This is a genomic window from Nostoc sp. C052, assembly GCF_013393905.1.
Classification (GTDB): domain Bacteria; phylum Cyanobacteriota; class Cyanobacteriia; order Cyanobacteriales; family Nostocaceae; genus Nostoc.
In genome coordinates this window covers 220,640-235,121 of sequence record NZ_CP040276.1, presented here as the reverse complement: position 1 = coordinate 235,121, position 14,482 = coordinate 220,640, and the positions used below count along the sequence as shown (strand labels likewise).

13 protein-coding genes are annotated in these 14,482 nt (G+C 40.5%); 12 read left to right on the top strand and 1 reads right to left on the bottom strand.

Going from position 1 to position 14,482, the window contains the following annotated elements; genetic code table 11:
* Window positions 1-306: 306 nt before the first annotated feature.
* Window positions 307-516 carry a hypothetical protein gene (locus FD723_RS38530; RefSeq protein WP_147262545.1) on the bottom strand — a complete coding sequence of 70 codons (210 nt, stop codon included), beginning with the start codon at window positions 514-516 and terminating at the stop codon, window positions 307-309.
* Window positions 517-683: 167 nt separating this feature from the next.
* On the opposite strand from FD723_RS38530, the gene FD723_RS38525 reads away from it, so the two are divergent.
* From FD723_RS38525 to FD723_RS38475, 12 genes are all read left to right on the top strand, one after another.
* The gene (locus tag FD723_RS38525; RefSeq protein WP_114083956.1) at window positions 684-833 is read left to right on the top strand and encodes a ribbon-helix-helix protein, CopG family; all 150 of its coding nucleotides are present in this window, start codon (window positions 684-686) and stop codon (window positions 831-833) included.
* Between the two features lie 419 nt (window positions 834-1,252).
* Complete coding sequence (locus tag FD723_RS38520) at window positions 1,253-1,702, top strand: hypothetical protein (protein ID WP_179070404.1); 450 nt, start codon at window positions 1,253-1,255, stop codon at window positions 1,700-1,702.
* Window positions 1,703-1,780: 78 nt separating this feature from the next.
* A complete protein-coding gene (locus tag FD723_RS43690) occupies window positions 1,781-2,113 on the top strand; it encodes a hypothetical protein (protein ID WP_256875404.1) in 333 nt (110 codons plus the stop codon).
* Window positions 2,113-4,860, top strand: a complete 2,748-nt coding sequence (locus tag FD723_RS38515; RefSeq protein WP_256875417.1) for a helicase HerA domain-containing protein — start codon at window positions 2,113-2,115, stop codon at window positions 4,858-4,860. Before FD723_RS43690 ends, FD723_RS38515 begins: the two co-directional genes overlap by 1 nt.
* Complete coding sequence (locus tag FD723_RS38510) at window positions 4,857-5,408, top strand: hypothetical protein (protein WP_179070403.1); 552 nt, start codon at window positions 4,857-4,859, stop codon at window positions 5,406-5,408. Before FD723_RS38515 ends, FD723_RS38510 begins: the two co-directional genes overlap by 4 nt.
* On the top strand, window positions 5,371-6,132 hold the full coding sequence (locus tag FD723_RS43685) for a hypothetical protein (protein ID WP_256875403.1): 762 nt from the start codon (window positions 5,371-5,373) through the stop codon (window positions 6,130-6,132). The genes FD723_RS38510 and FD723_RS43685 overlap by 38 nt, the downstream gene beginning before the upstream one ends.
* A gap of 421 nt (window positions 6,133-6,553) precedes the next feature.
* Window positions 6,554-7,627, top strand: a complete 1,074-nt coding sequence (locus FD723_RS38500) for a hypothetical protein (protein ID WP_256875402.1) — start codon at window positions 6,554-6,556, stop codon at window positions 7,625-7,627.
* A 535-nt stretch (window positions 7,628-8,162) separates the two neighbouring features.
* Window positions 8,163-8,885, top strand: a complete 723-nt coding sequence (locus tag FD723_RS38495) for a hypothetical protein (protein ID WP_179070402.1) — start codon at window positions 8,163-8,165, stop codon at window positions 8,883-8,885.
* Window positions 8,886-8,889: 4 nt separating this feature from the next.
* Entirely contained in the window at window positions 8,890-10,440 is a 1,551-nt protein-coding gene (locus FD723_RS38490; RefSeq protein ID WP_179070401.1) for a hypothetical protein, read from the top strand.
* Window positions 10,437-11,453 carry a hypothetical protein gene (locus FD723_RS38485; protein ID WP_179070400.1) on the top strand — a complete coding sequence of 339 codons (1,017 nt, stop codon included), beginning with the start codon at window positions 10,437-10,439 and terminating at the stop codon, window positions 11,451-11,453. Before FD723_RS38490 ends, FD723_RS38485 begins: the two co-directional genes overlap by 4 nt.
* A 71-nt stretch (window positions 11,454-11,524) precedes the next feature.
* A complete protein-coding gene (locus tag FD723_RS38480) occupies window positions 11,525-12,709 on the top strand; it encodes a hypothetical protein (RefSeq protein WP_179070399.1) in 1,185 nt (394 codons plus the stop codon).
* On the top strand, window positions 12,706-14,469 hold the full coding sequence (locus FD723_RS38475) for a type IV secretory system conjugative DNA transfer family protein (protein ID WP_179070398.1): 1,764 nt from the start codon (window positions 12,706-12,708) through the stop codon (window positions 14,467-14,469). Before FD723_RS38480 ends, FD723_RS38475 begins: the two co-directional genes overlap by 4 nt.
* Window positions 14,470-14,482: the final 13 nt, after the last annotated feature.

Genomic DNA, 14,482 nt, shown 5'->3' with positions numbered 1-14,482 from the left:
GAATTTTGAATTCACCAACAGGAACGGGGGAGGTATGCAAAGTTTTGTAAAAAAAATGCAAAAGTGTAGACATTGTAAGTGGTTTGTTTCAGGATCTCTGATTCTGTTGATGAGCGTCACAGATGTGATGAAATTTTGTCCCCACTGTTGGCAACCTGGAACAACACTTGAAAGACCTGTTTCTCAGTATCGTCGAGCCTCAAATACGTATCAACGAACGCAGAAATCAATTGCATCCGCTTACTAATAATAAAACCCTCACTTTCTTAGGAGGGTTGTAGTAGAGCTACAAGTGAGAATTGGCAATCAGTTAGAGGTTCTGCACTGAGCAATAATTTCCATAGCTCTTCTTTGATGTTCAGGGATGGAGTTGAGGGCAGATATAAGTAATTCCCGCAGAATCTCAGACTGATTTCTTCCAACCACCTGTGAATAGAGCTTTAAATCACTCACATATTTTGGTTCTACGCGAAGTGTAACACTGGCAGAATTATGTTTATTTGACTTGGAACGCATAATTTGACTCCCGTTCTAATATGCTCCTACAAGTATGGGTGTAATCGCATAACCTGAGAATAAAGTAATATTGTAATAATATCATAAAAACATTATATAAGTCAGAATATTTAGCTTAAAAATCGATAAATAAGCATAATATTTCAAAAGTAAGAGACAAGTTATCTATGAAGAATTCCAAAAAGAAAAAAGCTTCTCTACCAGTTTATCTAGATGAGTTTGAACGTGAAAGATTAGAGAAAATCGCCTCTGATTGGGGTACAAGTCTATCAACCACAATCAAAAGGCTGATTAGAGAGAGAGAAATTAATTATTGAGTAAGCTCATCAATGAATAACTGAATAAAGTAGGACGATAATCTTTGAATTCTGTCTTACATTCTGTGAAAAAAGTTCACAAAAAAGCTTGTTAAGTTTGTCTCAAGCTTTCTTTGATGTGATAGTATGATGCAGTCACTAACAGTAGAAATAAAATAAATATGGTGAATATTTATCTCAAACAAATTCTGCTTTAGTGTTGCAATTTGGCATTGCTATCTTTTGGCAATCGTTAATATTAAGTAGCGCTTATAGATGCGTAATGTCAAAAGTTATTCTCTGGATGAAGGGATAAATTATGGAACCAAGGACATGAATCGCCATACTCTTGATTCTGACGAATGTATTCTTCTCTTAAGTTTTGAGGTGACACAATTAGACTTATCTGACTATTTATGAAAAACAAAGGAGCGATTGTTTTGGTAAGTAATACAAAGGAACGTAGTTCACGGCAAAGAGCTAAAACCAAAAATCATCTGCTTGCCAAGTTTATCGGTAAGGTAGGAAATAAGTACCGACATCAGATATATGCGGTTGGTACAACTTTGATTGTTGCGAGTCAAACAATACCAGCAGAAGCATTTGGTTTGTTTAACCCAGCACAAATAGCAATGACATGTATGTTTGGTGGAGCATCGGCTCAAGGAAATGCACTAATAAATGGCTTACCAGGAGTGATAAACGCAGCGATAACAGTGATGCTATTCATTTATTTCGTGTCATCAGGAGTGAAGGTCGCCAATGCATTAGGTGACGGGCAAGAAGTAACACAGATGGTTCAGCAGCCAGTAGGAATATTCTTTATAACTTTAGTGTTATTCATTGCCCAAAATATTCTGTTTGCAAATGTCAGTGCCGCTTGCAACTAAAGCCAAACAGATTCTTGAGTTTGGGAGCAGAAATTAACCTAAATTTCTGCTCTAGTATCTGATTACACTAAATTAGTGATGAGTAATAGAGAAATCAAACAAGTCAATCAATCGTTAGGAAAGAGCGCACCGATTGGAATCTTTACAGGATTTCAGTTTGCTGTAGTGATTCCATTATTCGGTCTAGGCTTCTTCTTAGCTTTTTCACTGGGATTAAATCTAGCTTGGAGTATATTGATAGGTTGCTGGTTAAGTGCAACAGCATTAGCTTTATCAGGGAAAAAACCTCATTTATTTTGGTCAAAGATTTATCCAATTGTGCCCGTATGGTCAAGAGGATATGCGAGATACTTAACCCCTCAATCAAAAAATCGAGTTGGAGTCAAGAAAATTCGTAAACCTTGGACGTGATGAAAACGAGTCGCCCAAAAACTAAAAATAAGTTAAGTCCATTTGAGGACTGGCTAGATTTGACAACTTTTGTAAAACTGAAAAGGGGTGGGTATAGTATTGGTGCTTCCTTGCTGAGTAAAAAAGTGATCAGCGACACGAATAATACATTACAACTAGTATTTGGATATAGTTGCACAGGGATGAATCCATTATTTAATTCAAGTGAAGAAGTAGAAGCAATAGCCAAAGCTTTTGAGAATGGGTGCAAGGAGATACCCCAAGGTGAAAAGTTCACATTTAGATGGAGTTCATTCTGTGATGATAGTGATGCAAAGGAGTATTTCTACAAGCGATTGCAAAATCCAGTATCAGATGAGAGCGAATTTCTGGACTGGGGGCAGTTAGGAAGAATTCAGGAATTGACACGTTTGCGTCAAAGGAAAAATATAACTCTGAGCGTCTACACGACTTTCACTATAGTACCAGGGGGAACAGAGGGCGGCGACCCGATAGACCGAGCATTGGTAAAGCTAGCAGATTTTCTGACAAGACGATTTACAGCAACAGGGGCGACAGAAGTCACGAAAAAGAACTTAAAAAGGATATTAGAGAAAGCGATAGATGTTTCACAAAGACATTTGCAGATATTAACAGAGATGGGTTTTGCGCCCAAGGCAAAAAGTGCAGAGCAACTATGGAATGAATTAAGTAAGTGTGTGGGAGCAAAGATTGTAAAAATCCCACATACTTTAGTATTTGATTCATTGGGACTGAGGGAGGAATTTAACGAAACCCCAGCAACGAATAAATCATATATAGACCAAGCTCACGCGACATCAGTATTGATGAATAATGGTATACCTTTCGCAGATAGAAAGTGGGTATGTCTGCCTGATGGCGAGGGCGGTAAAAAATATATCGGTGTGATGGTATTGTCGCAAAAACCAGAAGTATTCGCATCAACAGAAGCACAAATCAGGTTTCTGTGGAATATATTTGCACGAGAGGCAATTTCGGATGTGGAAGTGATTACGGAAATCAGTCCCGCCGACCAGAAACTAACCCGATTGGCGCAACAAATGATTACCCGGAGAGCGCGAAATGCAGAAATCAGCGCTCAAAAGAAAACAATTGATGTCGCCTCACAAATAAATGTTGAATGGAGTGTAACAGCCCAAAAGCAATTGTACACAGGGGACATACCAGAAACATTAGGATTAGTAGTGTTAATTTACCGGGATACACCTGAAGAAATTGACGATACTTGTAGATTGATTTCTGGGTATATTAACCAACCAGCAGAGCTAATTCGAGAAACGCAATATGCTTGGCTGATTTGGCTGCAAACATTGGGAGCCAAAATGGAACAGTTATTATCACGCCCTTATAATCGTCGATTAACATTTTTTGCGAGTGAAGTGTTGGGATTAACCAGCACAGTACAAATTGCCAAGGCTGATAATCAGGGTTTTGAATTAATTGCAGAACAAGGTCATTCGCCAGTACATCTAGACTTGTCGATAACCAAGAATATGATGATTCTAGGAACGACAGGCTCAGGAAAATCTGTTTTAGTTGCCACAATCATCGCAGAATGCTTGGCAATGGGAATGTCAGTTTTGATTATTGACTTACCCAATGATGATGGAACGGGGACATTTGGAGATTTCACCCCATACCACAATGGGTTTTACTTTAATATTGCCAAAGAATCAAATAATCTTGTCCAGCCAATAGATTTGTCAGCAATTCCAGAGTGGGATGTAGAGGGGAGAGAAGAAAGACTGAAATTTCATCGAAATGATGTGAACCTAATAGTTTTGCAGTTGGTGTTAGGGTCACAAAAATTTGATGGCTTTTTGGCACAAACCATCGAGTCTTTGATTCCTCTGGGTGTCAAAGCTTTTTATGATAATCCAGATATACATAGAAGATTTGAATTAGCGCGTGTAGCTGGAATTGGAACACAAGAGTGGGATAACACTCCGACTTTGGTGGATATGGAGGAGTTCTTCTCGACGGAACATATTAATTTGGGTTATGAAGATGAGAATGTTGAGAAAGCACTGAACTACATTCGTTTGCGCCTCAAGTACTGGAGAGCCAGTTCTATCGGCAATGCGATTTGTAAACCATCAAGTTTCCAAACAAATGCGAAGTTAATTACTTTTGCACTAACCAACCTGCAATCAGATAAAGATGCAGAAGTATTTGGGATGAGTGCATATATGGCGGCTTCTCGGCAATCACTATCTTCACCCAATAGTGTGTTTTTCATGGATGAAGCCAGTGTCTTACTGAGGTTTTCTGCATTGTCCCGTTTAGTGGGTAGAAAATGTGCAACGGCTCGGAAATCTGGTAGCCGAATAATTCTTGCGGCCCAAGATGTAATTTCCATTGCCAAATCTGAGGCGGGAGAACAGATTCTACAAAATATGCCCATAAGGTTGATTGGGCGGTTGGTTTCCGGGGCGGCGAAAAGCTTTACTGATATCCTTTCGATTCCTCACTCAATTATTGAGAAGAATGAGCTATTTCGGCCTAATCTTCAGCAAATGTACACAACATGGTTGCTGGATTACAACCGCACGTACATTCGTTGTCGTTATTATCCCTCCTACGTCATGCTGGCGCTAGTTGCCAACAGCAGAGAGGAACAGGCAACGCGCAATCGCTTTCAAGCTAAATATCCAAACAAGTTTGAATGGGTGTCAGAGTTTTCTAAGTATTATGTGGAGTGCATCAAACAGGGACAGTCATTATGAAAAGTCTAATTGCTTTTGCAATTCAACAAAAAATTCTTTTGGCAATTTTAGGTATAGGAGTCGCCAGCTTAAGTTTTCAGATGTGGAAGTATCAAGATGAGCAATATCAAAAAGTATTGGTTAATCAAAAAGTCCTTTGTGAAAAATCTTTAAAAGATGCTGATGATTTGATTTTCAAAAGTCGAACTCTTTATTCAGCTTTCAATTCAGGAAATGCTCGTAATGCTATTCTTAGAGATAAAATTCAGCAGCCAGGGATTAACACTCAGTTGCAAAAAAAATCTTATGTATTGATTAGAACTAAAAAGCGTCCATTGATTCCAAATAATACTCCACATTATAAAAGTATTTACTTTGAAAGTTATTCCAAACCACCAGGAGGAGAAACAAATGTTGATGCAATTGTGACAGCCGAGCCTTTGAACAATTTTGAAGCTCTTGTTACTAGTCCCTGCTCACCGAAACCTTTTGCTGTATCTTTCGAGGATCTATATGAAATCACACAAAAGAATGACTTTACGCCCGGTGGTAATTTATCTTGGCGTTAGTTCTCTCTTAACTGCGACGATATTGATTGGCGATAGTTGTAATCAAGCTTGGGGATTAGAATTACCATTTTTGACTCAATTTCAGCAAGTTTATACGAGCCTAAAAAGCCGAATATCAAGCTATGAAACTGAGTTGAACCAAGCTTTAGGGCAAAGCTATGGAGAAATAAATGCTGAAATAACTCGACAATTAAATCAGGCGGTTGATTCTACAATTGGGTCTTTGGGAATTCCAGACCCCCTAGAATCAGGTGAAAAAATCAAAGAAGTTATTCGCTCACAAAATCCAGATATAACTCAGCCCAATTCTAATACTCAAGCTGAGAATGCGGAGTTGTCATGGCATCGTCAATATACTCTAGGTCAATCTCAATCGACTTTAGGAGTTGATGGACAAAGAGTACAAGCACAAGAGGCTGATTTAACTAATAATGCCTTAAGTACTTCTTCAACTAACGCTGACAACGCACAGTCAGACATCGTAACTCAAGATATTCTCAAAAAAATGGCAATTCAAAATCTACAGAATGTTGTCATTTCCAAGGCAATACATGGAGAAACTCAAAAACAAACACGAGCCTTGGCAGCAGCTAATGTAAATTTGGTTGACATCTCGAAAAATATTTCGTCACAATCCCGCAAAGAAGATGCACAAAGTAGAGGAGTGGCCATGCAATTGTTAGAAGCTGGTGCTTATAACGATGCTTTTTGGGAGAGACAGTGAAAAAGCAGAGGAGCAGAGGAGCAGGGGAGCAGAGGAGAAAAACCACGCCACTTGCGGTTGTTGCTCTCAACAAAGGAAGCGAGGGAGCAAGGGAGCTATACCCGCATTTCTCACAAGTTTGAAATGCAGAGGGGCAGAGGGGCGGAGGGGCGGAGGGGATTGAACTTGGCACATTGAACTCTCCTCTGCTCCTCTGCTCCTCTGCTCCCCTGCTCCCCTGCACAAGCACAGGCTTTGAGCATTGGTGAGAAATCCAGGCATAGCGCCACTTGCAGGCGTTAGCGCGTAGCGGGACGTACCCCTACGGGGATCTTGCTACGCGGTAGCGTCTCTAAGAGTTGTACGGCTTTGAACCTTATCTTTTTCGTAAAAAAGGAAAGGGAACCACATATTTAAATATATTTTCCAAAGGAGTTTAATAATGTATGTTTATCTAACTAATTTAATTCCTTTTATTATTGCTCAAACGACTGTTAATCAGACAGATAAAAACCTGCCAACTGATGCGGAAACTATTGTACAAGGTGCAATAAACGGTTCGGAGATTTTTGTTTCGGCATTTGATAATGACTGGAAACTATTTGCGAGTGGTCAAAACCCTGTTTATATCGCTATTGTTAATGTCTCGATGCTGGCGGCAGTAGTTTTAGTAAGTTTTTGGTCGTTGCAATGGTACGAGCAAATAATGTCAGAGGGCTTTTCGAGTGGAGTTGTCAAAGAAATGGCTTTTCCAATGATAGTAATTCTGATGCTCAACAATAATGGAGCAATGCTAGCTACAACTTCCCTAGCATTAAGAAATGTTTCAAATAAATTAAACTCTAGTGTCTTGACTGTTACGAGAAATGGTATAACCCTCAAGGAAGCGATTCGGAGTGTAAATACAGATCAAACTTTTATTCTCGCTGCGAAGACGGCAATGGCAGAATGTGAAAAACTGGCTGATGTCGAAATAGATAAAAATGGAAATCAAATTACTCCTAAGAAAGATTGTAAAAATAAGGTAGCTCAAGAAATTGACACTCAAGCATCAGAGTATAAACAAAAGAAAAGGATTCAAGGGCAAAATAATTGGAATCCTTTAGATGTAGCTGGAGGAGCAGTTAACACAATTGTTCAGGGACTATCCTATATAATTTTTAGCGGTCTATCAGCAGCTTTTCAGTTTCTCGTTCAGTTTTCTTTCCTGTTAACAGCTTATGTAGCACCGATATTCTTAGTATTATCTATGCTACCGATAGGAGCCAAGCCGATTTTTGCTTGGCTTTCGGGGTGGTTAGCACTAACATTAATCCTCATATCTTACTCAATTATTGTTGGTGTAGCTGCTAGTTCTATAGTTAATTCTCCATCAAACAATCCACTACTTCTACAGTTGATAGAGGCAATATTTTCACCAATACTTGCAGTAGCGATTGGAACAGGTGGAGGAATGGCTCTGTTTTCTGGCTTTACCAGTGCAGCCAAGTTTGTAGTGATGCCAAGAAGAGATTAAAACAAGTCGCAGGTCGCAAGTCGCAAGTCGCAAGTCGCAAGTAAGTTTTGTGTTAGCGAAGCGGTAGCGAGTCTGCGATAGCGCAGCGTTAGCGAGTACTCGAGCGTCGCGTCCGGGGATTTAAACCCCGACTGAAATGGATGCTACCCCGGATTTCTCACTACATCTCTCAAAACCTTGTGCAGGGGAGCAGGGGAGCAGGGGAGAGATTTGTACAAGTTCTTCTTTCCCCTCTGCCCCGAATGGCACTAAGAAAAGGGAAAATCGTTGAGGCAGCTCTTGTGCAGAGGAGCGGAGGAGCAGGGGAGAAAGAAGAAATTTTAGGCATTGCGTTCAGATATTTAGAAATTCCCCTCTGCCCCCTTGCTCCCCTGCTCCTCTGCAATCCCTATGCCGCTTACCTTTCAGCTTAACAAGCGTGCCATTCCCCTCTGCCCCTCTGCATTTCAAGCTTGTGAGAAATGGGTGCTACATCTAGATTGCAGGTTCTGAAATCCTTTAATTTACGATAATGTTTGAGAAGTAGGAAAATGGGATGCAATTATTAGAGAAAAAAGAAATAAACTTCACTCCCATATTTTTGATGGGGAATGCGGTTTTAGTTATTGTTCTACTTTTAATTCAAATAATTAATTTTGCTAGGATCGGGAAAGTTGCAAATGAGAAAACACCGACTCTAGTTGAACTAAATGATGGGTCAAGCATTAGAGTGTCCCCCATTGGCAATGACGAACGCTCACCACAAGCGATTACCTATTTTGTGGGACAGACAATGACGGGGCTATTAAGCTGGACTGGTTTACCAAAGTCTGATGACTCCAACTCCGACCCAACCAAAAAAGCGGTACTAGATGCTGGGGTGCAGGTAGGGGATAAGAAAATCACAACGAATGTATGGGTTACAGGATTTGCATTATCTGAAGATTTTCGAGGTAATTTTTTAGAGGAATTAGGCAATCTGACACCAGTTGACGTTTTCAACGGCACAACGCAATCAGTTCTAGCTGTACGGTATTTCTCTGAACCCCAGAAACTGACACCAGGTCACTGGTCAATTGATATGGTAGCCAACCTCATAGTCTTTCAGGGTAGTAATCAGGTAGGGAAAGCGATCGCATTTAATAAAACTGTATTTGTCAGAGCAATTGATACACCAAGTCCTCCGTCTAACTCATCCAACATTCAACGAACTGCATACAGCGTTCGCAAAGCCGGATTAGAGGTTTATAAGATCCAAGACTTAGAAATCGGGAAGTAATCAAATGGCAGTCACAGATGTACTACTTAGTGAAGAAAATGACGTAATAGATGCGTTAGACGAATCAGTTTTGGCAACTCCCAAAGTCCCCCAGGATAAAAAAAGTTTTGCGGCGATGAATGGCGTAACTTTTGAAATTGAGTTCTCAGATCGAGAAGAAGTAAATGAACCTCAAACGCAGCCACAACCAGAAGAACTTGTAACCACTCAGGTTATTTCTCAACATCCCTTACTCAAAGCTGGAGTAATCGGGAGTGTAATTTTTCTGCTGATTGCAGTGGCAGGTGGGATGATTAATACTTCAATGGATGCTTTAAGCAATTCCACCACAGTCAAACCGGAAGCGATAAAGCAAGGGGTATCTGGCAAGGCTCAAGATTTAGAATCACAATCAGAAAATCCTGGCAAGATTAAGACGGCACTAGCGATTACTTCCCAAAAACCAGAATTAGAAAGTCTTCGTAATACTTCAAGAAGCAAAGCCCTAGTTAAGGAAGAAAACACCGTTGTAAAAAGTAGTCCTGTAACTGCATCAACTGGTTCTCCACCAATAGTTTCACCACCAAGCCAACGACAGTACGCCTCTATTAGTCCATCTCCACCAATAGTTATTCCTCCGAATCCTACTAGATATAGAGAACCTCTAGCAACAAAGTCTTTCTCCACTCTTTTGCCTAGACCGCGACCTCAATCTATAGCTTTGGTTTCATCATCAAGCAATAAACCAAATCTAGATCCAATGGAACAATGGTTGGCTGTTTCTAATGTTGGTAGTTTCAGCGCTAATAGTACTGATATTACGGCTAATCAACCAATTATTATGCAAGGGATATCCGGTGGTACTGGTACACCTAAATCAGTCACAAAAAGTGCAGTTAATGTAAATGAACAAACTTTAATTAATGAGTCAGGAAACATTGATTATAATGCTAAACGTGTGATAGTAGGAACTCGGACACAGGGAAAAATAGAAACCCCAATTGCGATAAGTGCTGTTAATGCAAATCAAGTTCAAAAATATCTCATCAGACTAACCTCACCATTAAAAGCATCAGATGGCAGTGAGGTTTTACCCATAGATTCTTATTTGGTAGTTGCCCCTGCCTCAAATAGTGGTGAATATATTCAAATGTCTGCCATTACAGCTTTAATTAATGTTGATGGTCAGACCTTAGAAAAGACTATACCAGAAAATTCCATTATTATTCTCAATAAAAATGGAGAAGCTCTCAGGGGAGAATCACATCAAGGTAGTAGTTTGGGTAACAACTTCATGACAGCAGTAATCGCGGGGGTATCGAAAGCTGCTGAAGTAGAAAATAATCCCAATAGCCAAACTACTATCAGTTCATCTGGATTTTCGACTAGTACTGTGAGTAATGACAAGAAAAATTTATTAGCTGGGTTCGCTCAAGGAAGTTTTAGTCAAGTACTGCAATCAATCCAGTCATCGAATACTCAACAAATACAATCTTTGCAGTCCAATAGCAAAGTATTTGTAGTGCCAGCCCAGACAACTGTTCAAATATTCGTAAATCAAACGATTTCTCTATGAAAAGTAGCTTGCACTTACCTATTTTATTGAGTAAAAGTATATTAATTACCGAAGAAAGGCAGAGGGCAGAAGGCAGAGGGCAGAAGGAAGAAAATATAAATTTTGCCCTGTGCCTTCATGGTTTAAAGCCCCTAAATTTATTTATGGGGTTTGCCTTCTGCCTTCTGCCTCCTGCCTTCTGCCTTCTCAATTTATTAGTTCTGAGTCCGATTCAAGTTTTAGCTGGGAGTGGAGCTAGAACAGTTTATCAAAAAGAAGCCCAAGGGATTAATTCGGCAGGAATTGAGTTGAAAGTTTGGCGGGGATATGGATTAACAATTAACTTCATTCCGACTGGTGAAACGATTAAACAAGTCTGGATTGGAGATCCGACTCGTATCTCTTTTACTTCAAATGGAAGCTTATGCCAAAAAACTGATAATTCTTTGTCAAATGATTCGACTTCTAACTGTGGTCAAGTCAATGCAACAGTTATTTTTCTGCGTCAAATCAAACCGATAAGTTTCCCCAATATGACCAATAGCATTGATGGCAGTACCCAAATTACCGTGATTACTAGTGGTTCGGATGGACAGAAACAATACCAGTTCAAATTAATTCCTGCAACAGGACAACCATCATACACCAGTCTGGTGATTAAGCCGGACGTTCTGAGACCACTGCCGATAATCAGAACTAAACCGCAAATCGTGCCAACAGTTAGAGAAAATAAAATGCCTGTGACAACTACAGCGCCACCCCAAGAAAGAGTGGCTGCTGTTACACCTGTAAAAACTACAAACTCTACAATATCCCCTGGTACTCCCCAAGCAAGAAATGATGCGAATGCTCTTGCTTACGGGTTAGCAGTTGCAAATCGTAATGGTCAAGTCAAAGTGGGTTCAACTAACTGGAACAAAGCTCAAGATGCAATTAGATTATTACGTCGAGGTCAGAGTAGAGAATCAGCTATCTCGCACTCTGGTATTCCAAAAGAAATTTTTAATAAATTAATTGAGTGGGGGCAGAGATAATGAGTCAAAAGCGTGATTTTTAGAGAGATATAAAAGGGTAAAGAGTAATAGTTAATTACAAGGTAATTTAGATGAAATTCCCCAAATATTTGTTAATAGCTACAGCTTTAATTCCATTGACCTTATCTGCCCCATCGAGGGCAGATACTCCTACCATCACCTATTCACAAGGGAAATATCAAGCCCAAGCTCCTAATTGGTCACGCATAACTTGGGGGAATCTCCCACCTGTTCAAGAATCAGGATATCTGACCATTCCAAACAATTTAATCTCAGTGTTTGGATATGACCCGTCGCGGTCGTGGTCAGCAGGACAGAAAGTAGATTCTCTTGTGATGCTGGGCGATGCAGATGATGCCTTCAAAATGTCTGATTTCAGCCTAGAATCTATTAATGCAATTGCCCCAAGCAGTAATCAACTCACATTAAAAGATTTTGGACTAATGCAATGGCAAACGCCAAAAACATTAGTTAAGGCAATACCTAGTTTAGGCAATCTGACTTTAAAGCAAGTTCCCCCATTAGCGGCTTTGTTTTCTCAAAATGGGGGAGTTAGCAATGGTAGAATTTCCCAAGTTGTAAGCTCAAATCCCCAAATTGCAAATCTACCTTTGGGTAAGCTTGACTTAAGCAAGTATTCGATTGATTCAATTCCTGAACTGACGAAAACTCAATTGGGGCAGTTCCAATCATGGCAGCAAAGTTACATCAATCAAGTTCCTGGTCTGAACCAAATACCCTTCGATAAGATGCCCCAGCCGATAAACTCTGGTGTTGGTGTTGTGGGTGTTGCTTCCGTCGTACTTGGTACATCCGAAAAAGGTGATGCAAAAGTTGGAAATAATTATTTTATCTCTGGGAGTGTTGTCAGGGGCGACCAAACTTTACCAATAGCTTGTTATCCAGGTCAAGAATGTTCTTACATGGAGCTAGGTGATTTTGCTGGCTCTAGTGGTGGGCTATATGGAAAGCGCTGGGTATCTGGTTCATCACAGCAGGTTAAAGGTGGTTACGGCTTTCTTGCTGCTGTCAACGGTGGTTTTGAGCCAACAGGAAGGCTGGTATATGGTAGTGGATTCAAGGTAGCACTGACCGGAGTCAATGAATCAACAGGAACCGCAGACTTTGGTTTGTTCTTCAGAATTTGTGCGCGTCCCCCTTTCATGGACAAGACTTGCACCCCATACTTTATTGGCCCCATCCCTTGGATATCCACTCACGAGAATGATTTAGTAATTGTAGGCAATGGTAGATGACAAGAACTACTTCTCAATCCGTTAACCCAAATCAATTACTGCCACCAGGGATTGAATCGGTGTTGATTTCGCCAGGCGGAGTAGGATTACTCGCCTGTGGTGCAGTGATTGTGGTAGCCAAATATATTGATGCTAAAGTCGGAACGTCTAAACTAGCCACGGCAAGATGGGGGGGAACGAGAGAGAAAACAGCAGCCCGAAAACTAGCGTGTAAACAAATCAATAGCCGCAAACATAACCAAGTATCTTTATATGTTGGCACTCCCAAGAATACAAAAACTGAAATTGTCAATGGCATAAGAAAAACCCAAATTCCTCTTGATGCCAAAACCCTTTACTTCCCAGAAGCGCAACGGGGAATTTTAGTTTGTGGTGGGCCAGGGAGCGGAAAGTCATTTTCAATGATTAATCCGATGATTCGTTCGGCAATAGATCAGGGATTCCCCTTGGTACTTTATGATTTTAAGTACAGTGAGCAAGAATCAGCTACATCTACATCTAAGGGACAAGCCCCAATACTGGCAGGATATGCTGCTTTGCGAGGTTATGAAGTTACTGTATTAGCTCCAGGTTTTGCGGAATCTGCGGTTGCCAACCCCATAGACTTTCTTCGTAATAATGAAGACTCGGAAATGGCGCGACAGTTGGCGATTACACTCAATCGTAACTTTCAACTTGGAGAAAAGAATTCTGGAAATAACTTCTTTACCAATGCTGGAGATCAGTTGGTGCAAGCTGTTTTCATGCTGGCAAAAGGAACGGAGTACCCAGATATCATGATGTGCCAAGCAATCCTGGGGTTGCCAAAGTTAGTTAAGCGCATTGAGCAAGCTGCCGAACTAAACTTCATGGTTAGAGAAGCTTTCGCACAGTTTGTATCTGTTGCGGGTTCCCCAGAAACAGCAGCTAGTATTGTGGGTACAGCTAGCGGATTGTTCAGCCGCTTCATGGTTAAGTCGGCATTAGCAGCGTTCTGTGGAAAAACCAATATTCCTTTGGATTTGAAGGGGCGGCAGATGGTGGTATTCGGGATGAATAAAGAAAAGCGTGATGTAATTGCGCCTTTGCTAGTCTCGATTCTGCATCTATTAGTTAGCCGGAATGTAGCTAACAAACGTACTTGTCCTTTGGTATTAGGGATTGACGAGTTGCCTACTCTTTATTTACCAGCACTGGTTGATTGGCTCAATCAGAATCGGGAAGATGGATTGGTATCAATACTGGGATTACAAAATCTCTCAATGCTGATTGAATCCTATGGTGAAAACACAACTAATGCAATATTTGGTGGTTGTGCGACCAAAGCATTCTTTAACCCCCAAGATGATGTCGCCGCCGAACGATTTAGTAAGTTTTTGGGTGAGGAAGAAATTAAATACAAGCAACGTTCTCGCTCATCATCCGGCAAGGGTGGTGCAAGCATTTCTAATTCAGACCAAAACAGTACTCGCAAGTTATTTGATGTCAATCAATTTAACACCTTACCATCGGGAAAAGCAGTAATTATTAGTCCTGGTTTTCGTTCTCGTGGTCAAATAAGTTTGCCAATATTGCAATCAATTAAAATTCCTCAACATGAAATCCAATCGGAAGCTGACAGTGTGAAAGCTTGGTACGAGTTTCAAAAGTTCTTATCTAAAAAGTCTACTCTCTTAACTCCAGCAGATGAAGAAATGAAAATTCGCCGAGCAGAGGCATTAAAATTGTTGCCTTTGATAGAAACTCAAGAGCAGCTATCAGAATATGCAAGTCTGATTTAGGCAAGAAAAAGGG

What these genes read in the sequence shown, in the direction of transcription:
- FD723_RS38475 (WP_179070398.1), top strand. Translation starts at nt 12,706, where the DNA reads ATGACAAGAACTACTTCTCAATCCGTTAACCCAAATCAATTACTGCCA.
- FD723_RS38485 (WP_179070400.1), top strand. Translation starts at nt 10,437, where the DNA reads ATGAAAAGTAGCTTGCACTTACCTATTTTATTGAGTAAAAGTATATTA.
- FD723_RS38500 (WP_256875402.1), top strand. Translation starts at nt 6,554, where the DNA reads ATGTATGTTTATCTAACTAATTTAATTCCTTTTATTATTGCTCAAACG.
- FD723_RS38490 (WP_179070401.1), top strand. Translation starts at nt 8,890, where the DNA reads ATGGCAGTCACAGATGTACTACTTAGTGAAGAAAATGACGTAATAGAT.
- FD723_RS38515 (WP_256875417.1), top strand. Translation starts at nt 2,113, where the DNA reads ATGAAAACGAGTCGCCCAAAAACTAAAAATAAGTTAAGTCCATTTGAG.
- FD723_RS38530 (WP_147262545.1), bottom strand. Translation starts at nt 516, where the DNA reads ATGCGTTCCAAGTCAAATAAACATAATTCTGCCAGTGTTACACTTCGC.
- FD723_RS38510 (WP_179070403.1), top strand. Translation starts at nt 4,857, where the DNA reads ATGAAAAGTCTAATTGCTTTTGCAATTCAACAAAAAATTCTTTTGGCA.
- FD723_RS38480 (WP_179070399.1), top strand. Translation starts at nt 11,525, where the DNA reads ATGAAATTCCCCAAATATTTGTTAATAGCTACAGCTTTAATTCCATTG.
- FD723_RS38525 (WP_114083956.1), top strand. Translation starts at nt 684, where the DNA reads ATGAAGAATTCCAAAAAGAAAAAAGCTTCTCTACCAGTTTATCTAGAT.
- FD723_RS43685 (WP_256875403.1), top strand. Translation starts at nt 5,371, where the DNA reads ATGACTTTACGCCCGGTGGTAATTTATCTTGGCGTTAGTTCTCTCTTA.
- FD723_RS38495 (WP_179070402.1), top strand. Translation starts at nt 8,163, where the DNA reads ATGCAATTATTAGAGAAAAAAGAAATAAACTTCACTCCCATATTTTTG.
- FD723_RS43690 (WP_256875404.1), top strand. Translation starts at nt 1,781, where the DNA reads ATGAGTAATAGAGAAATCAAACAAGTCAATCAATCGTTAGGAAAGAGC.